Annotated in this window: 21 protein-coding genes; 6 read left to right on the top strand and 15 right to left on the bottom strand. The window is 63.5% G+C overall.

What is annotated here, in order from left to right:
* Nucleotides 1-175 precede the first annotated feature (175 nt).
* Together MRBLPB4O_RS25700 and MRBLPB4O_RS25695 are read left to right on the top strand one after the other, a co-directional pair.
* The gene (locus MRBLPB4O_RS25700; RefSeq protein WP_016501986.1) at nt 176-595 is read left to right on the top strand and encodes a phasin family protein; all 420 of its coding nucleotides are present in this window, start codon (nt 176-178) and stop codon (nt 593-595) included.
* 10 nt (nt 596-605) lie between these two features.
* A complete protein-coding gene (locus tag MRBLPB4O_RS25695) occupies nt 606-1,406 on the top strand; it encodes a phasin family protein (protein WP_341796970.1) in 801 nt (266 codons plus the stop codon).
* A gap of 174 nt (nt 1,407-1,580) precedes the next feature.
* Here the strand turns inward: MRBLPB4O_RS25695 and MRBLPB4O_RS25690 are convergent, their stop codons facing one another.
* The 15 genes from MRBLPB4O_RS25690 to gshB form a co-directional block, all read right to left on the bottom strand.
* On the bottom strand, nt 1,581-2,195 hold the full coding sequence (locus tag MRBLPB4O_RS25690; RefSeq protein WP_016501984.1) for a TetR/AcrR family transcriptional regulator: 615 nt from the start codon (nt 2,193-2,195) through the stop codon (nt 1,581-1,583).
* A gap of 13 nt (nt 2,196-2,208) precedes the next feature.
* A complete protein-coding gene (gene phaC, locus MRBLPB4O_RS25685; RefSeq protein ID WP_341796969.1) occupies nt 2,209-3,891 on the bottom strand; it encodes a class II poly(R)-hydroxyalkanoic acid synthase in 1,683 nt (560 codons plus the stop codon).
* 42 nt (nt 3,892-3,933) lie between these two features.
* A complete protein-coding gene (phaZ, locus tag MRBLPB4O_RS25680; protein WP_341796968.1) occupies nt 3,934-4,785 on the bottom strand; it encodes a poly(3-hydroxyalkanoate) depolymerase in 852 nt (283 codons plus the stop codon).
* Nucleotides 4,786-4,847: 62 nt separating this feature from the next.
* Nucleotides 4,848-6,527: a class II poly(R)-hydroxyalkanoic acid synthase gene (phaC, locus tag MRBLPB4O_RS25675; RefSeq protein ID WP_341796967.1), complete on the bottom strand. Its 1,680-nt coding sequence runs from the start codon at nt 6,525-6,527 to the stop codon at nt 4,848-4,850.
* Nucleotides 6,528-6,795: 268 nt separating this feature from the next.
* Nucleotides 6,796-7,173, bottom strand: a complete 378-nt coding sequence (locus MRBLPB4O_RS25670) for a DUF971 domain-containing protein (RefSeq protein WP_341796966.1) — start codon at nt 7,171-7,173, stop codon at nt 6,796-6,798.
* Nucleotides 7,174-7,360: 187 nt separating this feature from the next.
* Nucleotides 7,361-8,704 carry an ATP-dependent protease ATPase subunit HslU gene (gene hslU, locus MRBLPB4O_RS25665; protein WP_341796965.1) on the bottom strand — a complete coding sequence of 448 codons (1,344 nt, stop codon included), beginning with the start codon at nt 8,702-8,704 and terminating at the stop codon, nt 7,361-7,363.
* A gap of 76 nt (nt 8,705-8,780) precedes the next feature.
* Nucleotides 8,781-9,311 carry an ATP-dependent protease subunit HslV gene (gene hslV / locus MRBLPB4O_RS25660; protein ID WP_003249309.1) on the bottom strand — a complete coding sequence of 177 codons (531 nt, stop codon included), beginning with the start codon at nt 9,309-9,311 and terminating at the stop codon, nt 8,781-8,783.
* A gap of 212 nt (nt 9,312-9,523) precedes the next feature.
* Nucleotides 9,524-10,795 (bottom strand): dihydroorotase, encoded by a 1,272-nt coding sequence (locus MRBLPB4O_RS25655; protein WP_341796964.1) that lies wholly within the window; start codon nt 10,793-10,795, stop codon nt 9,524-9,526.
* The gene (locus MRBLPB4O_RS25650) at nt 10,792-11,796 is read right to left on the bottom strand and encodes an aspartate carbamoyltransferase catalytic subunit (RefSeq protein ID WP_008099987.1); all 1,005 of its coding nucleotides are present in this window, start codon (nt 11,794-11,796) and stop codon (nt 10,792-10,794) included. The genes MRBLPB4O_RS25655 and MRBLPB4O_RS25650 overlap by 4 nt, the downstream gene beginning before the upstream one ends.
* A 12-nt stretch (nt 11,797-11,808) precedes the next feature.
* Entirely contained in the window at nt 11,809-12,327 is a 519-nt protein-coding gene (gene pyrR / locus MRBLPB4O_RS25645; protein WP_341796963.1) for a bifunctional pyr operon transcriptional regulator/uracil phosphoribosyltransferase PyrR, read from the bottom strand.
* 49 nt (nt 12,328-12,376) lie between these two features.
* Entirely contained in the window at nt 12,377-12,802 is a 426-nt protein-coding gene (gene ruvX, locus MRBLPB4O_RS25640; RefSeq protein WP_174370678.1) for a Holliday junction resolvase RuvX, read from the bottom strand.
* Nucleotides 12,802-13,371, bottom strand: a complete 570-nt coding sequence (locus MRBLPB4O_RS25635; RefSeq protein ID WP_016501975.1) for a YqgE/AlgH family protein — start codon at nt 13,369-13,371, stop codon at nt 12,802-12,804. The genes ruvX and MRBLPB4O_RS25635 overlap by 1 nt, the downstream gene beginning before the upstream one ends.
* A 143-nt stretch (nt 13,372-13,514) precedes the next feature.
* Nucleotides 13,515-13,907 (bottom strand): hypothetical protein, encoded by a 393-nt coding sequence (locus tag MRBLPB4O_RS25630; protein ID WP_341796962.1) that lies wholly within the window; start codon nt 13,905-13,907, stop codon nt 13,515-13,517.
* A gap of 231 nt (nt 13,908-14,138) precedes the next feature.
* Nucleotides 14,139-15,044: an energy transducer TonB gene (locus MRBLPB4O_RS25625; protein WP_016501974.1), complete on the bottom strand. Its 906-nt coding sequence runs from the start codon at nt 15,042-15,044 to the stop codon at nt 14,139-14,141.
* A gap of 91 nt (nt 15,045-15,135) precedes the next feature.
* Entirely contained in the window at nt 15,136-16,089 is a 954-nt protein-coding gene (gene gshB / locus MRBLPB4O_RS25620; RefSeq protein ID WP_341796961.1) for a glutathione synthase, read from the bottom strand.
* 152 nt (nt 16,090-16,241) lie between these two features.
* Between gshB and MRBLPB4O_RS25615 the strand changes: the two genes are divergently transcribed.
* From MRBLPB4O_RS25615 to MRBLPB4O_RS25600, 4 genes are read left to right on the top strand one after another with little or no spacing between them, the layout of a single operon-like run.
* Nucleotides 16,242-16,643 carry a response regulator gene (locus MRBLPB4O_RS25615; protein ID WP_341796960.1) on the top strand — a complete coding sequence of 134 codons (402 nt, stop codon included), beginning with the start codon at nt 16,242-16,244 and terminating at the stop codon, nt 16,641-16,643.
* 47 nt (nt 16,644-16,690) lie between these two features.
* A complete protein-coding gene (gene pilH / locus MRBLPB4O_RS25610) occupies nt 16,691-17,056 on the top strand; it encodes a twitching motility response regulator PilH (RefSeq protein WP_016489541.1) in 366 nt (121 codons plus the stop codon).
* Nucleotides 17,053-17,607, top strand: coding sequence for a chemotaxis protein CheW (locus tag MRBLPB4O_RS25605; RefSeq protein WP_016489540.1), 555 nt, complete (start codon nt 17,053-17,055; stop codon nt 17,605-17,607). Before pilH ends, MRBLPB4O_RS25605 begins: the two co-directional genes overlap by 4 nt.
* Before the next feature lie 47 nt (nt 17,608-17,654).
* Complete coding sequence (locus tag MRBLPB4O_RS25600) at nt 17,655-19,679, top strand: methyl-accepting chemotaxis protein (protein WP_341798930.1); 2,025 nt, start codon at nt 17,655-17,657, stop codon at nt 19,677-19,679.
* The last annotated feature ends 10 nt before the right edge of the window (nt 19,680-19,689 follow it).

The following is a 19,689-nucleotide window of genomic DNA, read 5'->3' as shown; positions in this document are numbered from 1 at the left end:
CGATGTCCGTGAGGTGAAGCCTGCGACGCTAGCGCTATGGCCAACGGTGCTTGCGGTATATAGATGCGACAACGATGACCTTAGGGTGAGGTTTCTAATTTTCTTCCCTACCTTAATGCTCAAGCCCAGCCTCCATGGGCGGTTTTCCACCACTCATGAGCATGAGGTACACAGCATGGCCAAAGTGATTGTGAAGAAAAAAGACGAAGCCCTGGGCACGCTTGGCGAGGTGCGCGGCTATGCGCGCAAGATCTGGCTGGCCGGTATCGGCGCCTACGCCCGCGTTGGTCAGGAAGGCTCTGACTACTTCCAGGAGCTGGTCAAGGCCGGCGAAGGCGTCGAGAAGCGCGGCAAGAAACGCATCGACAAAGAGCTCGATGCCGCCAACCACCAGCTTGACGAAGCCGCTGAAGAAGTGAGCCGCGTACGCGGGAAGGTAGAAATTCAACTCGACAAGATCGAAAAAGCTTTCGACGCACGGGTCGGTCGCGCCTTGAATCGCCTGGGTATTCCGTCTAAACATGACGTTGAGGCGTTGTCGGTGAAGCTTGAACAGCTGCACGAGCTGCTTGAGCGCGTCGCGCACAAACCATAAGGAGAGCAGGATGGCTGGCAAGAAGAATTCCGACAAAGAAAGCAGCTCCTGGGTCGGCGGGATCGAGAAGTACTCCCGCAAGATCTGGCTGGCGGGGCTGGGTATCTATTCGAAAGTTGACCAGGACGGCCCGAAGCTGTTCGACTCGCTGGTGAAAGATGGCGAGAAGGCCGAGAAGCAGGCGAAGAAGGCGGCTGAAGATGTAGCCGAAACCGCCAAGTCGTCGACCACTTCGCGCGTGTCTGGCGTGAAGGACCTTGCGCTGGGCAAGTGGAGCGAACTCGAAGAGGCCTTCGACAAGCGCCTGAACAGCGCCATCTCTCGCCTGGGCGTGCCGAGCCGCAACGAGATCAAGGCCCTGCACCAGCAGGTGGATAGCCTGACCAAGCAGATCGAGAAGCTGACCGGTGCTTCGGTTACGCCGATTTCGTCGCGCGCTGCGGCGTCCAAGCCGGCTGCGAGCAAGGCAGCGGCCAAGCCACTGGCCAAGGCAGCGGCGGCCAAGCCTGCTGCTAAAACGGCGGCGGCCAAACCTGCAGCTAAAACGGCAGCGGCCAAACCTGCAGCAAAGCCTGCGGCCAAACCTGCAGCTGCCAAGCCGGCGGCAAAACCGGCAGCCAAACCGGCAGCGGCCAAGCCAGCGGCAGCGAAGAAACCTGCGGTGAAGAAAGCACCGGCCAAACCGGCAGCCGCCAAACCTGCAGCGCCAGCGGCCAGTGCCGCCCCGGCCGCTACCCCAGCCCCGGCACCTGTAGCCGCCCCGGCCGGCAGCGCACCGTCGGCACCAAACGGCACCGGTACCCTGATCTGAAAGCAGATTGCCTTCCGGGCAAACACGGTCAGCGTAGGAGCGGCCTTGTGCCGCGAATGGGCTGCAAAGCAGCCCCGGGATCTTTGCCTTGACGCTGAGATCGCGGGGCCGCTTTGCGGCCCATTCGCGGCACAAGGCCGCTCCTACAATGACGGCGTTGTCAGCATGTTGTTTCTACCCTTCCAGATAGCGCACCGCCAACTGCTCCGCCGCCGCCCGCGCCTGTGGCTGCAGATGCGGCGCCACCAGCATCATCACCTGGTACACCACAATTCCCACATCCGCCTCGCGTCCCAGCACCCGCTGGTAATCCAGCGAGAACAGCAGCGTCATTGTGATCTGCTCCACCAGTTGCCCCAGCGCCTGGGTCTCACTCTCTACCAACCCCTGGCCCTTGAGGCTGGCGAGCAACGCCGCCAGCGTACGCTTGAGTGCATTGATCAGGCTGCGCATGCCGCGCGCCAGCTTGGGCAGGCGGCCGGTGAGGTTGGACAGGTCCTGGAACAGAAAGCGGTACTGGGCCATGTGCTCGACGATCAGGTGCAGGAACAGCCAGTAGTCCTCGGCGTCCAGGCGCACGTCCAAGGGCGGGTCGAGCAGGGGCATCAGCGCTTCTTCGAAGCGCTCGAACAGGCCCAGCACCAAGGGCTCCTTGCCATGGAAGTGGTAGTACAGGTTGCCCGGGCTGATACCCAGTTCGTTGGCAATCTCCAAGGTGGATACGTTCGGTTCGCCCTGCTGGTTGAACAGTTGCAGGGCGCATTCGAGGATACGGTCGCGGGTCTTCATCCAGTCGTAGGGCTCATCGGGTCAGGACATAGGTGCCTGGCGCCGGGCCGAGCGGTGGATAGGTACTGTTGCCCAGCTCGGTACGGGGAGCCTTGAGCGGGCCGGAGCGCGGTGTGATCCATTCCAGCCACAAGGGCCACCAACTGCCGTCGCTGCGTTTGGCCTCGTAGAACCAGGCGCGCGGGTCGCCGGACAGTTTGGGGTTTTCCAGGTAGTAGGCCTTGGGGTTGCCCGGCGGGTTGATGATGCTCTGGATGTGCCCGCTGTTGGCCAGCACGAAACGCCGGTCGCCACCGAGCAGCAAGGCCGAGCGGTACACGGCGTCCCATGGAGTGATGTGGTCGTTGCTGCCGGCCACGGTAAAGCTGTCCAGGTCGACCTGCTTGAGGTCGATGGGCGTGCCGCACACTTCGAGGCCTGCCGGGTGGGTGAGCGGGTTGTGCTTGAAAAAGTCCAGCAAGTCCCCGTGCAGTGCCGCGGGCAGGCGTGTGTTGTCGGCGTTCCAGTACAGGATGTCGAACGCGGGTGGGGCTTTGCCCAACAGGTAGTTGTTGACCCAGTAGTTCCAGATCAGGTCGTTGGGGCGCATCCAGGCGAAAATCCTGGCGACTTCGCCGCCGTCCAGCACGCCCCGTTGATAGGATCGGCGCTTGGCGGCCTCTACCGTCTGCTCGTCGGCGAACAGGCTGGCCGGGCTGTCGAACTTGCTGTCGAGCAGGCTCACCAGGTAAGTGGCGCTGCGGATCTTGCGCAACTGATGCTTGGCCTGCAGGTGGCCCTGCAGCGCGGCCATGGTCAGGCCGCCGGCGCAGGCACCCATCAGGTTGGGGTCGCGGTTGCCGCTGATGCTGCGGCAGGCGTTCAGCGCTTCTTCCAGGGCCTGTACGTACGTGGACAGGCCCCATTCGCGGTGGCGCGGGTCGGGGTTGCGCCAACTGATCATGAACACCTGCAGGCCGTTCTTGAGCATGTACTGAACGAAGCTGTTGTGCGCCTGCATGTCGAAGATATAGAACTTGTTGATTTGCGGCGGCACCACCAGCAAAGGCCTGGCGTGCTGTTTTTCGCTCATCGGCTTGTACTGGATCAACTCCAACAGCTCGTTGCGAAACACCACCGCACCGGGCGTTGCCGCCAGGCTGGCACCCACCTCGAAGGCACGTTCGTCCACCTGGCGCGGCAGGCCGTCGTTGTGGCGCAGGTCGTCGAGCAAGTGGGCCACGCCACGCACCAGGCTTTGCCCGCCGGTGTTCAGCAGTTCTTTGACCGCCAGCGGGTTGAGCAGCGAGTTGCTCGGTGCCAGGGCGTCATTGATCATGCCAAACAGAAAGTGCGCACGGGCGCGGTCATCGTCGTCCAGGTGACTTTCATCGATCCACTGGCGCGTCTGCTTCTGCCAGGCCAGATAGGCCTGCAGGCCACGGCGATAAAACGGGTTCTGGCTCCAGGTCGGGTCGCTGAAGCGGCCATCGCGAGGGTTGGGCTGGTAGGGCGTGTCGCCCAGCATCACGCGGCCCAGCTGGCTGCCGAACGCCAACAGATGCCGTGCCGTGTGCAGCGGGTTGGTCAAGCCGTGGCGGCCAACCCTGCGCAGGGTCGACACCAGGTCGCGCCCGCGTAGGCCGAGTATGGCGTTCTGCACGTTCATGCTGGTGGCGGGAAGCGTTTTCGTTCCTTTGCCCGGTTTGTCTGTCATGGCAACACTCCCTCGTCTTACCCGATGCTTGGGCAGCGACAATCAACCGCCAGAGGCGGGGCGCGGATGCATGACCGCGCGCTGACGTTCTTCCTGGAGAAACTTCATGATGATCGGTGCGACGGCCTCGGCCCGGGTAATCAGGAACAGGTGGCCATCGTCAATTATGTGTAGCTGGGCATTGGGAATCCGCCAGGCGAGCAGGCGCATGTTGACCAGCGGGATCAGCGGGTCGTCGTCACCGGCCAGCACCAGCGTTGGCTGGTGGATCTTGTGCAGCCAGTGGATGCTGGTCCAGCCCAGGCCGGCGAACAGCTGCCAGTAATAGCCCAGCTTGCCCCCGGAGCGCACCTTGGACGCATGGTGCATGGCCAGGTCCGGGTCGCGGCGGAAGGCGCCGCCGTAGATCAGCGGTGCGATGCGGATCACATGGGAGGGCTGCACGTAGCGCCTGGGGCTCGCCATCATCCACAAGACTTTAGGTTTGCCCGGCACCATGACTGCGCCGGCGGCAGTGGCGGCCAGCACCAGTTTCTTGCAGCGCTCCGGGTAGTCGTGGGCAAACTGCTGGGCCAGGGCGCCGCCCCAGGACACGCCGATGGCGCTGACCTGGCCGTAGTTCAGGTAATCGAGCATGCGTGCTGTGAGCTTGGCCAGCCCAGGAAAGCGATAGGGATGACGCGGGGTGGATGAACCACCCACACCGGGCACGTCGAAGGCGATGACCTCCAGGTCCGGGTCCAGCGCCTCGATGAACGGGAACACCAGCTCCAGGTTGGCGCCGATGCCGTTGAAGATCAGCAACGGTGTCAGGTGTGGCTTGCCCGGGCGGACGGCGGTGCGAATGGACTGGTCGTCCAGTTCGACGGTCCTGAAGATGTAGGGTTCCGGCATGCGTTCGACTCTGTCGTGAAAAAAGCGCCGTGGCGCGCTCATGGCGGCCACGGCAACGCAACTCAGCGCTCGTGAACGTAGGTGCCTGGTGCGGCTTCGCCAGCGGCATAAGCGCGGTTGCCCAGGCGGGTTGGCGCTTTTTTCAGCTCCCCGGCACGTTCGCTCAGCCAGCTCTGCCAGTGCAGCCACCAGGAGTCGGCGTGCTTGGTGGCGTTTTCCTGCCAGGCCAGCGGGTCACCCGGGCGGTCAGCGCCAGTCATGAAGCGCGCCTTGGGGTTGCCTGGCGGGTTGAGGATGCTCTGGATATGGCCGCTGTTGGACAGCACGAACTCGATCTTGCCGCCGAACAAGTGCGCCGAGCGGTAGCACGATTGCCACGGGGTGATGTGGTCTGCAGTGCCTGCAACGCTGAAGATGTCGCACTGCACATTTTTCAGGTTGATCGGGGTGCCGCACACTTCCAGTGCATCCGGGCGGATCAGTGGGTTGCTCTTGAACATTTCGATCAGGTCGCCGTGGAAGGCGGCCGGCAGGCGCGTGGTGTCGTTGTTCCAGAACAGGATGTCGAACACCGGGGGCTCGTTGCCGAGCAGGTAGTTGTTGACCCAGTAGTTCCAGATCAGGTCGTTGGGGCGCATCCAGGCGAACACCTTGGCCATTTCGCTGCCTTCCAGCACGCCAGCCTGGTAGGAGTGGCGCTTGGCACTTTCCAGGGTTTGTTCATCGACGAACAAGGCGACCTGGTTGTCCATGGTGGTGTCCAGCACGCTGACCAGCAGGGTCAGGGCATTGACCTTGTTTTCGCCAATGGCGGCATAGTGGCCCACCAGCGCAGTGCAGGTAATGCCACCGGAGCAGGCACCGAGCATGTTCAGGTCTTTGCTGCCGGTAATCGCCAGCACCGCGTCGACGGCTTCTTTCAGCGCATCGATGTAGGTGGACAGGCCCCATTCACGCTGGGCCTTGGTCGGGTTGCGCCAGCTGATGATGAAGGTTTGCTGCTGCGAGCGCAGGCAGTAGCGTGCCAGGCTCTTTTCCGGGCTCAGGTCGAACACGTAGAACTTGTTGATCTGCGGTGGCACCACCAGCAGCGGGCGGGCATGCACCTGCTCGGTGATGGGGCTGTACTGGATAAGCTCCAGTACATCGTTGCGGTACACCACCGCGCCTACGCTGGTGCCCAGGTTCTTGCCCACTTCGAAGGCGTCCATGTTCACCTGGCTGGGCATGCCGCCGTTGTTGACCATGTCCTTGGCGAGGTTGGACAGGCCGTCGAGCAGGCTCTTGCCGCCGGTTTCGAAGAAGCGTTTGACCGCTGCCGGGTTGGACAAGGTATTGGTCGGCGCCATGGCTTCGGTCATCAGGTTGATGACGAATTGGCCGCGGCTGATGTCCTGGGGTGGCAGGTCGCTGTTGCCGATCCAGTCCTGCAACTCGTTGCGCCAGGCCAGGTAGGTTTGCAGGTAGCGGCGGTACAGCGGGTTGTTGCTCCAGGCCGGGTCGTTGAAACGGCGGTCGTCGCTTTCCGGGGCCAGGCTGGACTTGCCCAGCAGCACGTTTTTCAGTTCCAGGCCAAAGTGGGCCACATGCTTGGCACTGTGCAGCGGTTGGCGCACGGCCTGGCGCAGCACAGTGCGTGCCGAGCTCAACAGGTCCTTGCGGCGAATGCCGATGACCGGGTTCAGCCCCAGGGTGTTTTCCGAGGCCTGCCGCTGCAGCTCATCGTTGTTCTTGTTACTCATCTACGACGCTCCGTTGTCCTGAGACGAGTACCGGTTGCTGTGACAAGCGCACAGCCCTGAGCCCGGTACTGCTACTCGGGTGACCAGTGATAAGGAACAGCGGTGCTGCGGGGGTTCTGACTGCCTGCAAAGTGATGCAGGGAACTTGCCACACCCATTGGTTACCCGACTTTCATGTAATGCGCAAGACAGCCCTTCACTGGGCTGTCTGCAAGTCATTCAAACAGATGAATTTAGAAAATGCGCTCTAAACCCTGCAGGCCTTGGGCTAGAGCATGAGTTTCACAACCGATGCGGCCGGGTCGCGGGATTTTCCGGCCTTGTGCAGCTCGTCGAGGTAGTCGGCCCACAGCTGTTCCTGGCGAAGGCACAGCTGTTCCAGGTATTCCCAGGTGAACAGGCCGCTGTCATGGCCGTCGTCGAAGGTCAGTTTCAGTGCATATTGGCCGGCAGGCTCCAGGCCGACCAGGCCGACGTTGATCTTGCCGAACTGCAGGATGGGGTTGCCGTGGCCCTGGACCTCGGCGGAGGGGGAGTGCACGCGCAGGAGTTCGGCGGGCAGGTGGTAGACCTCGCCGGGGGCGTAGGTGAGGGTGAGGGTTTTCGAGGCTTTGTGCAGGTTTATGGCGGTGGGCATGCGGGCCATGGCTGGAATCTCTCGGGAGCTGATGATGCACAGCTTCGGGACATTCTGGGGATTGCGCAAGGGGGGCTGCTTTACAGCCCAATCGCCGGCAAGCCAGCTCCCACAGGTGCTTCACAGCATTCAGGATCGTGATAATCCTGTGGGGGCTGGCTTGCCGGCGAAAGGCCGCGAAGCGGCCCCTGCGGTCTTACAGGATGTAACGCGACAGGTCTTCGTTCTGCGCCAGTTCACCCAGATGGCTGTTCACATACGCAGCGTCGATCTGGATCGGCGTTTCGTCATGGGCACTGGCCAGGTCGCCAGCGCTGAACGACACCTCTTCGAGCAAACGCTCAAGCAGGGTGTGCAAGCGGCGGGCACCGATGTTCTCGGTCTTTTCGTTGACCTGGTAGGCAATCTCGGCCAGGCGCTTGATGCCATCGCCGATGAACTCGATGTTCAGGCCTTCGGTCTTCAGCAGGGCCTGGTACTGCTCGGTCAGCGAAGCGTGCGGCTCTTGCAGGATGCGCTCGAAGTCTTCAGGGGTCAGTGCCTTCAGCTCGACACGGATCGGCAGGCGGCCTTGCAGCTCGGGTACCAGGTCGCTTGGCTTGCTCAGGTGGAACGCACCCGAGGCGATGAACAGGATGTGGTCGGTCTTGACCATGCCCAGCTTGGTGTTGACGGTGCAGCCTTCGATCAGTGGCAGCAGGTCGCGCTGCACGCCTTCACGGGACACATCGGCACCGCCAACGTTGCCGCGCTTGGCAACCTTGTCGATTTCGTCGATGAACACGATGCCGTGCTGCTCGACCGCTTCCAGGGCCTTGGCCTTGAGCTCTTCCTCGTTGACCAGGCGGCCCGCTTCTTCGTCGCGAACCATCTTCAGCGCTTCTTTCACCTTCAGCTTGCGCGCCTTGCGCTTGCCTTTGCCCATGTTGGCAAACAGGTTCTGCAGCTGATTGGTCATCTCTTCCATGCCAGGCGGCGCGGCAATTTCGACGCCCACGGCATCGGCCACTTCGATTTCGATTTCCTTGTCGTCCAGCTGGCCTTCACGCAGGCGCTTGCGGAACAGCTGGCGGGTGTTGGAATCGCTGCTGGTCTGCGCGGCTTCTTCCGAGAAGCTGCTGACCCGCGCCTGCGGCAGCAGGGCATCGAGGATACGGTCTTCAGCGGCGTCCTCGGCGCGGTGGCGCACGCGGATGATCTCCTGCTCGCGCAGCATCTTCAGCGCGGCGTCGGCCAGGTCACGGATGATCGACTCGACGTCGCGGCCCACGTAGCCCACTTCGGTGAACTTGGTGGCTTCGACCTTGAGGAACGGCGCGTTGGCCAGTTTGGCCAGGCGACGGGCGATTTCGGTCTTGCCGACGCCGGTAGGGCCGATCATCAGGATGTTCTTGGGGGTGACTTCGGCACGCAGCTCTGCAGGGAGCTGCATACGCCGCCAGCGGTTGCGCAGGGCAATGGCCACGGCGCGCTTGGCGTCGTCCTGGCCGATGATGTGGCGGTTGAGTTCGTGGACGATCTCGCGGGGGGTCATGGACATTATCAATAGGGTCCTGGGGCAGGTGAGTCAGCGTGGAAAAGCCCCTTCACCGGGAAGAGGCGCCAAAGCAACTGAATCAGTCGGCCAGGTCCTGCTCCTCGATGGTCAGGTTGTGGTTGGTGAACACGCAGATGTCGCCGGCGATGTTCAGGGCAGTTTCAGCGATTTCACGGGCCGAAAGGTCGGTCTTGTTCAGCAGGGCGCGGGCTGCTGCCTGGGCGTAGGCACCCCCGGAACCCATGGCGATCAGGCCGTCTTCGGGCTCGACCACGTCACCGTTGCCGGTGATGATCAGGGAGGCATCCTTGTTGGCCACGGCCAGCATGGCTTCCAGGCGGCTCAGGGAACGGTCGGTACGCCATTCCTTGGCCAGCTCGACGGCGGCGCGAACCAGGTGGCCCTGGTGTTTTTCCAGCTGGCCTTCGAAGCGCTCGAACAGGGTGAAGGCATCGGCGGTGGCACCCGCGAAGCCGGCGATGACCTGGCCGTGGTACAGGCGGCGCACTTTCTTGGCGTTGCCTTTCATCACGGTGTTGCCGAGAGATACCTGGCCGTCGCCGCCCATGACGACTTTGCCGTTACGGCGGACAGAAACGATGGTGGTCAAGGGGAGAGTCTCCACGCAGCGGGGCGAAAGTGCCTGATGCAGACTCATATGGGGGTTGGGGGAAGGATTTCAACCGTGGGGGATGAATGGTTGGTGCTCTCCTGCAAAGGCCTCATCGCCGGCAAGCCAGCTCCCACAGGTCATCACAGGGCCTGATGGCAGTGATTTCCTGTGGGAGCTGGCTTGCCGGCGATGAGGCCTGTGAGGGTTACTCAGGCCTCGTGGCAGATGTGGCCATCGACCAAGGTATAACGCACCGCACCCGGCAGGCAGTGGCCGATGAACGGGCAGTTCTCGCCACGCGAGAACCACTGCTCGCCGGCAACGGTGGAGGCTTGCGGGTCGAACAGCACCAGGTCGGCCGCACCACCCACTTTCAGCTCACCGGCCGGCAGGCGCAGGGCGGCAGCCGGGCCGCTGCTCAGGCGGGCGAGCAAGGTCGGCAGGTCGAGCAGGCCGTCCTGTACCAGGGTCATGGCCAGTGGCAGCAGCAACTCGACGCTGCTGATGCCCGGCTCGGTGGCGCCGAACGGGGCCAGCTTGGCGTCGCGCTCATGGGGCTGGTGGTGGCTGGAAATCGCCTGGATCACGCCCGATTTGACCGCGGCGCGCAGGCCATCCCGGTCTTTGGCAGTGCGCAGCGGTGGCTGCACGTGGTACAGGCTGGAAAACTCGCGCAGCGACTCATCGGTGAGTATCAACTGGTACAGCGCCACATCTGCGGTCACCGGCAGGCCGAGTTCCTGCGCCTGGGCAATCAGCTGTGCGCCACGGGCGCTGGTGATCTGGCTGAAGTGCGCACGCACGCCGCTTTGTTCCACCAGCAGCAGGTTGCGCGCCAGTGCCACGGTTTCGGCGCTTTCCGGGATGCCCGGCAGGCCGAGGAAACTGGCCATGGCACCTTCGTGGGCCAGGCCGCCCTCGGCCAGGTCGCGGTCCTGGGAGTGGAACACCACGGTCAGGTCGAAGGTGGCGGCGTATTCCAGGGCGCGGGCCAGGGTACGGTTGTTGGGGATTTGTTTCAGGCCATTGCCGAAGGCCACGCAACCGGTGTCGCGCAGGGCCACCAGCTCGGCCAGTTGCTCGCCTTCGAGGCCTTTGGTCAGGGCGCCGATCGGGTACACCTTGCTGTTGGCAGCCTCACGGGCGCGGTCCAGGATCAGCTCGGCCACCGCCGAGGTGTCCAGCACCGGCTTGGTCTGTGGCGGGCAGCACAGGCTGGTGACACCGCCGGCCACGGCTGCGCGGGTTTCACTCGCGATGTTGCCTTTGCGGCTGTAACCCGGCTCGCGCAGGGACACGCCCAGGTCGACCAGGCCCGGTGCGGCGACCAGGCCATCGGCCTGGATCGTGCGGCTGGCGCTGAAGCCGGCCGGCGCAGCGCCGATGGCGGCAATGCGGCCACCGTCCAGGTGCAGGTCGGTGACCTGGTCCAGGCCGGTCTTGGGATCGATGACCCGGGCGCCAAGAATACTGATGGTCACTGGGCGTTCTCCTGGTCGAATTGACGTTGCGCGTTCTGCCCGCTCATGGCCATGGACAGCACGGCCATGCGCACGGCGATGCCGTAGGTGACCTGGTTGAGGATCACCGAGTGCTTGCCGTCGGCCACCGCCGACTCGATTTCCACACCACGGTTGATCGGGCCCGGGTGCATGACGATGGCGTCAGGCTTGGCCCCGGCCAGGCGCGCGGTGGTCAGGCCGAACAGGCGGTAGAACTCACCTTCGCTGGGTAGCAGGCCGCCGGCCATGCGCTCGCGTTGCAGGCGCAGCATGATCACCACGTCGACATCCTTCAGGCCTTCGGCGAGGTCGGTGTAGACCTTTACGCCGTACTGCTCGATGCCGATCGGGATCAGGGTTTTCGGGCCGATCACGCGGATGTCCGGGCAGCCCAGCGCTTTGAGCGCCAGCATGTCGGAACGGGCCACGCGTGAGTGCAGGATGTCGCCGACGATGGCTACCGAGAGGTTCTCGAAGCTGCCCTTGTGGCGGCGAATGGTGAGCATGTCGAGCATGCCCTGGGTCGGGTGCGCGTGGCGGCCGTCACCACCGTTGATCACTGCGACGTCCGGGCACACGTGCTCGGCGATGAAGTGCGCCGCGCCGGAGTCGGAATGGCGTACCACGAACATGTCGGCCGCCATGGCTTCGAGGTTGCGCAGGGTGTCGAACAGGGTCTCGCCCTTGCTGGTCGAGGAGGTCGACACGTTCAGGCTGATCACGTCGGCCGACAGGCGCTGGGCCGCCAGTTCGAAGGTGGTGCGGGTACGGGTCGAGTTCTCGAAGAACACGTTGCACACGGTCTTGCCGCGCAGCAACGGGACTTTCTTCACGGCCCGGGCACCGACTTCCAGGAAGGAGTCGGCGGTGTCGAGGATCTCGGTGAGCAGTTCGCGGGGCAAACCGTCGAGCGAGAGGAAGTGGCGCAGCTGGCCCTGATCATTGAGCTGCAGCGGGCGCTTGGCGTCGATTGGCGTCATCGCGGGGGACTCTTAAAGGGCGGAAGCGGAGGCGAGGTCCTGGCGCTCGAGGGCGAGCGGTGCGGGTCCGGTCAATTTTACCCGTTCATGGGCGGCCAGCGACAGGGTGGCACCGAGCACATTCGGACGGATCGGCAATTCGCCGGCATCCAGGTCCAGCAGGCAGACCAGGGTGACGCTGGCCGGGCGGCCGTAATCGAACAGTTCGTTGAGCGCCGCGCGGATGGTGCGACCGCTCATCAGTACGTCATCCACCAGCACCAGGTGCTGGCCCTCGACCTCGAACGGCAGCTCGGACGGGCGCACTTGTGGGTGCAGGCCGTTCTGGCTGAAGTCGTCGCGGTAGAACGAGACGTCCAGGGTGCCCATGGGGCTGCTGTCGCCCATGGTTTCCTGCAGGGCCTGGGCAACCCAGACACCGCCGGTGCGGATACCGATGTAACGGGGCTCGGTGATTGCCCGGCGCGCCAGGTGGGCACGAAGGTCGACAGCCATCTGCCGAATCAGGTCGGCGGGATTGGGTAGGCTCATTGCGGGCTCCTCGGAAGGGTGCGCCGGGCGGGCCCGGCGGCAAAGATGATCAGGTATTGGCCTCCAGCCAGCCTTGCAGTAACAGGGCGGCGGCGATGGCATCGACCGGGTTGTCGCGGTAGCTGCCGCGCTGGCCGCCACGGGCCATGCGCTCGCCCTTGGCCTCGAAGGTGGTCAGGCGTTCGTCGTGGGTATGCACGGGCAGGTTGAAGCGGCCGTTCAGGCGGCGGGCGAACTTTTCGGCGCGGGCGCTCATCTCGCTGGCCGTGCCGTCCATGTTCAACGGCAGGCCGACGACAATGGCATCGGGTTTCCACTCATTGATGAGCTTTTCCACCTGAGCCCAGTCCGGCACGCCGTTCTGCGCCTTCAGGGTGCACAGCTCGCGTGCCTGCCCGGTGATCACCTGGCCGACGGCCACGCCGATCTGTTTGCTGCCGTAGTCGAAACCCAGCAAGAGGCGTAGTTCGGCCATCAGGCGTGGCCCGCCTGGCTGGTCAGCAGGTGCAGGTTGATCCCCAGGCTGGCGGCCGCTGCTTCCAGGCGCAGGTCGCTGGCCCGGTCAAAGATGATTTCCGGGTCGAACGGGCAGTTGAGCCAGGCGTTGTCGGCCAGCTCCGCCTCCAGTTGACCCGCTTCCCAGCCGGCATAACCGAGTGTGATCAGGCTCTGTTTCGGGCCCACCCCGGCGGCGATGGCCAGCAGCACATCCTGCGATGTGGTCAGCGACAGGCCTTCGAGGGCCACGGTGGCCTGGAAGCTGCATTCGCTGCTGTGCAGCACGAAGCCGCGGTCGGTCTGCACCGGGCCACCCTGGTAGATCGGCACCTGCAAGGTGCTGGCCGGCGGCGTTTCGTCCGGGCGCAGCTGCTCGAGGATGTCGGCCAGGCTCAATTCCTGCGGCCGGTTGACCACCAGGCCCATGGCGCCATGCTCATTGTGCTCGACAATGTACGTGAGGGTCTGGGCGAAGTTCGGATCGGCCATGTGCGGCATGGCGATCAGGAACTGGTGCTTGAGGTAGCTGGGTGCGAGGGTTTTCATGCCTCTAAGTGTGGCGTCGGGACGCCGGGCTGACAAGGTCAAGAGCGCATTATCGACAGGATGGCGCGGTGATGGGGTGAGCAAGCGCGCCGTCGAAGCGTGTGCCAAGGCTGGGGGCAAGGCCAGCCTTGGCGTTGAGTTCATTAGGTTGGGGCGGGCACGGGGTAATGAACTTCAACCTCATGCTTAAGACTGTGTGCGGTGAAGGTGAATGAGGATCGAACAAGTGTCAGGTGCGTGACCTTGTCGTAGGTGACGGTGCCACTGCCAATCTCGGCGTTGCCGTCAGCGTCTTCAAAATAGGCGAGGTGACCATAGTCCGGAATTAGTTGCGTAGTCAGTTTGAACTCGCCATTTTCCAAGGGCCTGGTATTGTTCAAAATGCTAATGCTGAACTGCATTTCTTTGCTTTGGAATGCTGCATCGAAATAGCTGTAATTGCTGAAGTCATCATACTTGGTAACATGCCATTCCATGGATTCAGCGGTCAGCTGGATTGCTTGCTGACCCCCAATCGTTAGCGTCACACGGGGCATGGGCGGCTCATTTACCTTGGGGCTCGTCCGCGTTGTCACCCTGGTGGGTTTCTTAATGTTTAACTTATTGCAAATTTCCTGTCTGCGGGGCATGGGTGGCGAACCTATTCTTGTGGAGTGGCTCGAACTCTAGGAAGAAACTGGTGACCGGTAAACTGGTAAAACTACCAGTTGACGGGCGTTGGCAAGGGGGCTGGGCTGACCACACGCTGCGGATCAGCCAGTCGTGCCCTAGTTGCTCGACAACCGGTCCCCACGGGCAAACCGCCAGGTACGAATGATCTCCAGCCGGTCAAACTCGGCCAGATCCCCGGTAAACGGTGCAAACGGCGCGGCCAGCCGCACGATGCGTTGCGCCGCCTGGTCCAGCACCTGCTGCCCGGACGATTCCAGTACCAGCACTTCGTACAGAGAACCGTCGCGGTTGATCGACACCATCATCCGCAAGTTGCCGTAAATCTGTTGCCGACGTGCTTCGTCGGGGTAGTTCAGGTTGCCCACCCGCTCGACCTTCTTGCGCCACTCTTCCTTGTACCAGGCGCCCTTGTCGCGCATGGTCGAGGCGGCATTCAGGCGATGGATGCGCGGGCGCTTGGCGTACATCTGCTGCTCGTTGGACAGCTCCGCCTCCAGGCTGGCGATCTGGCTGGACAGCTGCGAGCTGTCGAAGTCGGGCGCTGGCGCCGCCGGCTTGGGCTGGGCCTTGCTTTCCTTGGGCTTGGGTTCGACCTTTTGTGGCTTGGGCGCAGTCGTCACTACCGCCGACTTTTGTGGGGTAGGGGGTGGTACTACCTCGGGCCTGGCGGCGGGTGGCGGGGTGATCTTGTTGATCTTGCTGTCCTGGAACGGCGCCAGTTCGGTGGTGGTGGGCACCGCTTTCTTGTCCAGCGTGCCGCTGCCCTGCTGGTTGTCCTGAGCCTGGAAATCGGCCTTCTCGGGCGCTTTCTCGCTCTTGAAGGTGGCCAGGGTGATGTCCATGGTGTGGCGGATTTCGGCAGGCTTGACCACGGTGAAGCCGACGCCAAGAATCAGCGCCAGGTGCACCAGGGCAGCCAGGAACAGGGTAAAGCCGAGCCGGTCCACCGGGCGAACACGGGGCGGCAGCAGGTCGGAGGGGATGTCAGCGGGCAGCGTCATCAGGTATCCAGCAACTGCTGGGCGGGGCAGCAGCTCAGTCGAATAGGACCGGCATCATACCCCACTCTGCGGCTTTGCTTCGCGTTGGCTGTCAGCGCGCCTTGAGGTGGCGATCAATGGCATCCATCAATTTGCCACCGATATCGGTGTTGTAGGCAGCATCGATCTCGCGGATGCAGGTGGGGCTGGTGACGTTGATTTCGGTGAGGTAGTCGCCGATCACGTCCAGGCCCACGAACAACAGGCCCTTCTCGCGCAGGGTCGGGCCGACCTGGGCGGCAATCCAGCGGTCGCGCTCGGTCAGCGGGCGCGCTTCGCCACGTCCGCCAGCGGCCAGGTTGCCTCGGGTTTCGCCGCTGGCCGGAATACGCGCCAGGCAGTAGTCCACTGGCTCGCCGTCGATCATCAGGATGCGTTTGTCGCCGTCCTTGATCGCTGGCAGGTAAGCCTGGGCCATGATCTGCTGGGTGCCCAGTGCGGTCAGGGTTTCGAGGATCACCGACAGGTTGGGGTCGCCAGCGCGGTGACGGAAGATCGACGTACCGCCCATGCCATCCAGCGGCTTGAGGATCACGTCCACATGCTTGGCCGCGAATTCGCGAATGATGTCCGGGCGGCGGCTGACCAGGGTTGGGGTGGTGCACTGCGGGAACAGCGTGGCGAACATCTTTTCGTTGCAGTCGCGCAGGCTCTGCGGGCGGTTGACCACCAGCACGCCATCATTCTCGGCCTGCTCCAGCAGGTAGGTGCTGTAGACGAACTCCATGTCGAAGGGTGGATCCTTGCGCATCAGGATCACGTCCAGCTCGGCCAGCGGGCTGTCTTGCTCCTCGCCAAGCTCGAACCAATGCGCCGGGTCGGCAAACACCTTCAGCGGGCGCATGCGGGCGCGGGCCTTGCTTTCGCCCTGGTACAGGTCTTGCTGTTCCATGTAGAACAGGCTCCAGCCGCGTGCCTGGGCGGCCAGCAGCATGGCCAGCGAACTGTCCTTCTTGTAGGAGATGGACGCGATGGGGTCCATGACAATGCCGAGGCGAACGCTCATGGGGTGGTTCCTCTTGGCGGCAGGTGGCCGCGATGGCGAAAGAAAAGTGGCTCAGGGTGGCGCCGCGAACGCCGCCGGTCAAGGGGCGGCGCAGATGGAATGGCCACCCGGAGTATGCTAAAAGTGCAGCTAATTTCCATTGGTAGGCGTCTATGGAACAACCCCTGAAGGTGATGGTGATCGACGATTCCCGCACGATCCGCCGCACCGCGCAGATGTTGCTCGGTGAGGCGGGCTGCGAGGTGATCACCGCCAGCGACGGCTTCGATGCCCTGGCCAAGATCGTCGACCACCAGCCCAGCATCATCTTCGTTGATGTGCTGATGCCGCGCCTGGACGGCTACCAGACCTGCGCCGTGATCAAGCACAACAGTGCTTTCAAGGACACCCCGGTGATCCTGCTGTCGTCGCGCGATGGCCTGTTCGACAAGGCCCGCGGCCGGGTGGTCGGCTCTGATCAGTTCCTGACCAAACCGTTCAGCAAGGAAGAGCTGCTCGACGCGATCCGCGCCCACGTGCCCGGGTTTACCGCGCCTCCACAACACGTACCCTGACCGCGCCCCGCCATGGCACGGCCTTACTTTCCTGATGGGGAAACAGCATGGCCCGAGTTCTGATTGTCGACGACTCGCCGACAGAGATGTACAAATTGGCCGGATGGCTTGAAAAGCACGGTCATGAGGTGCTCAAAGCCAGCAACGGTGCCGATGGCGTGGCGCTGGCGCGTCAGGCAAAGCCCGATGCAGTGTTGATGGATATCGTCATGCCTGTTCTCAACGGCTTCCAGGCGACCCGGCAATTGAGCAAGGACCCCGAGACCAGCGCCATTCCAGTATTGGTCGTTACCACCAAAGACCAGGAAACCGATCGCATCTGGGCAAAGCGCCAGGGCGCGAGGGGTTTCGTGACCAAGCCCGTGGAAGAAGACGACCTGATCGCCAAGCTCAAAGAAGTGCTAGGCGCTTGACCACCCGCCCGCAAGGCGCGTCGCTGACCGCCTTCGAGCTGTTGCTGGACATTGACCGGCGCTGCCGCCTGCTGGTCGCCGACCAACCGCCGCAAGACAACCGCCTGCAACAGTGGAGCGGTATCGGTTTTCGCATTGCCGGGCAGTGGTTTGTCGCGCCCATGGGCGAGGTGGCCGAGGTGCTGCGTGAACCGCGCAGCAGCCGCGTCCCCGGTGTGCAGCCATGGGTGTGCGGGGTAGCCAACCTGCGCGGCCGGTTGTTGCCGGTGATGGACCTGAGCAGCTTCTTCGGCCTGGGCCACGCCGCCCCGGGCAAGCAACGGCGGGTGCTGGTGCTGGACCACGAGGCACTGTTCGTCGGCCTGCTGGTGGACGAGGTACTGGGCTTGCAGCACTTTGACCTGGACAGCCTGCAGCTGTCGCCGCCCCAGCCACTGCTGCGCGCCGCTGCACGTTTTGTGCAGGGGCATTTCCCGCGTGAACGCAATTGGGCGATCTTCAGCCCCTTCGCCCTGGCCCAGGCGCCGGGCTTTCTCGATGTGGCGTTATAGGACCTGCGAACGTGAACAAGCCTGCCACCTCCGTTACCGCAACCACCGTGAGCCCGCGTACCCGCAGCATCGCGCAGATCACTGTGCTGTTTTTGATCCTGATCCTGTCGATCATCCTGTTGTTCGCCAACTTCGCGTACCTGAACACCCAATCCAATTACGACAAGCAGTACATCGGCCATGCCGGGGAACTGCGAGTGCTGTCGCAACGCATCGCCAAGAACGCCACTGAAGCCGCTACCGGCAAGGCCCTGGCCTTCAAGCTGCTGTCGGATGCGCGCAACGATTTTGAGCGGCGCTGGGGCTACCTGCGCCAGGGTGACAAGTCCACCGGCCTGCCGCCTGCGCCGCCCACGGTGCGTGACGAGATGGAATCGGTACGCCGCGACTGGGAAAACCTGCGCAAGAACACCGACACCATCCTGGCCAGCGAGCAGACTGTGCTGTCGCTGCACCAGGTAGCGGCGACCCTGGCCGAAACCGTGCCGCAGTTGCAGGTGGAATACGAGAAGGTGGTCGAGATCCTGCTGCAAAGCGGCGCCCCGGCCAACCAAGTGGCGGTGGCCCAGCGCCAGCTGTTGCTGGCCGAGCGCATCCTCGGTTCGGTCAACACTGTGCTGGCCGGTGACGATGCCGCAGCCCAGGCGGCCGACGCTTTTGGGCGCGATGCCGGGCGCTTTGGCCAGGTGCTGGAGGGCATGCTCAGCGGCAACGCGGCAATCCAGATAACCCGCGTCGAAGACGCCGACGCCCGCGCGCGGCTGGCGGAAATCGCCGAACTGTTCCAGTTCGTCGCCGGTTCTGTGGATGAAATCATCGAAACCTCGCCCGAACTGTTCCGCGTGCGCGAAGCTGCCGGCAACATCTTCAGCCTGTCGCAAACCCTGCTCGACGAAGCGTCGCACCTGGCCAACGGTTTCGAGAACCTGGCCGGCGGGCGCACCCTCGATACTGTGGGCGGCTATGCCCTGGGCGTGCTGGCGCTGGCCTCGATCATTCTCATCGGCCTGATCATGGTGCGCACCACCAACCGCCAGCTGCGCGAAACGGCGGAAAAGAATGAACGCAACCAGCAGGCGATCATGCGCCTGCTCGACGAAATCGAAGAGCTGGCCGATGGCGACCTGACCGTGACCGTATCGGTAACCGAAGACTTTACCGGCGCCATTGCCGACTCGATCAACTATTCCGTGGACCAGCTGCGCGACCTTGTGGCCACCATCAACCACAGCGCCGTGCAGGTGGCTGCGGCTGTGCAGGATACGCAAAACACCGCTCGCCAGCTGGCCAAGGCGTCCGAGCACCAGGCCGAGCAGATCAGCGAGGCCTCCGAGGCCGTCGGCGACATGGTCGAGTCGATCGACCGGGTGTCCGCGCATGCCTACGAATCGGCCAAGGTAGCCGAACGCTCGGTGGCCATCGCCAACAAGGGTAACGAGGTGGTGCACAACACCATCAATGGTATGGACAACATTCGCGAGCAGATCCAGGACACCGCCAAGCGGATCAAGCGCCTGGGTGAGTCTTCCCAGGAAATCGGCGACATCGTCAGCCTGATCGACGACATTGCCGATCAGACCAACATCCTGGCCCTTAACGCGGCGATCCAGGCCTCGCTGGCCGGTGAGGCTGGCCGTGGTTTTGCCGTGGTCGCCGACGAGGTGCAGCGCCTGGCCGAACGCTCGTCATCGGCTACCCGCCAGATCGAGGCGCTGGTGCGCACCATCCAGGCCGACACCAACGAGGCGGTGATCTCCATGGAGCAAACCACCGCCGAGGTGGTGCGCGGCGCGCGCCTGGCCCAGGATGCCGGGGTGGCGCTGGCCGAGATCGAAGGGGTATCGCAGAACCTGGCCGACCTTATCCACAGCATCTCCGACGCTGCCCAGCTGCAAACCTCGTCGGCCGGGCAGATCTCCCACACCATGGCGGTCATCCAGCAGATTACCGCGCAGACCTCCGCCGGCTCCGGTGCCACTGCCGACAGCATCCGCCACCTGGCCCGCATGGCCAGCGAGATGCGCCGTTCGGTGTCCGGTTTCACCCTGCCACCACCTGCCGAGCCCAAGTGAGGCGCCGCGC

Source organism: Pseudomonas sp. LPB4.O (assembly GCF_038383825.1).
Classification (GTDB): domain Bacteria; phylum Pseudomonadota; class Gammaproteobacteria; order Pseudomonadales; family Pseudomonadaceae; genus Aquipseudomonas; species Aquipseudomonas putida.
This window is presented reverse-complemented; position numbering and strand designations above follow the sequence as displayed.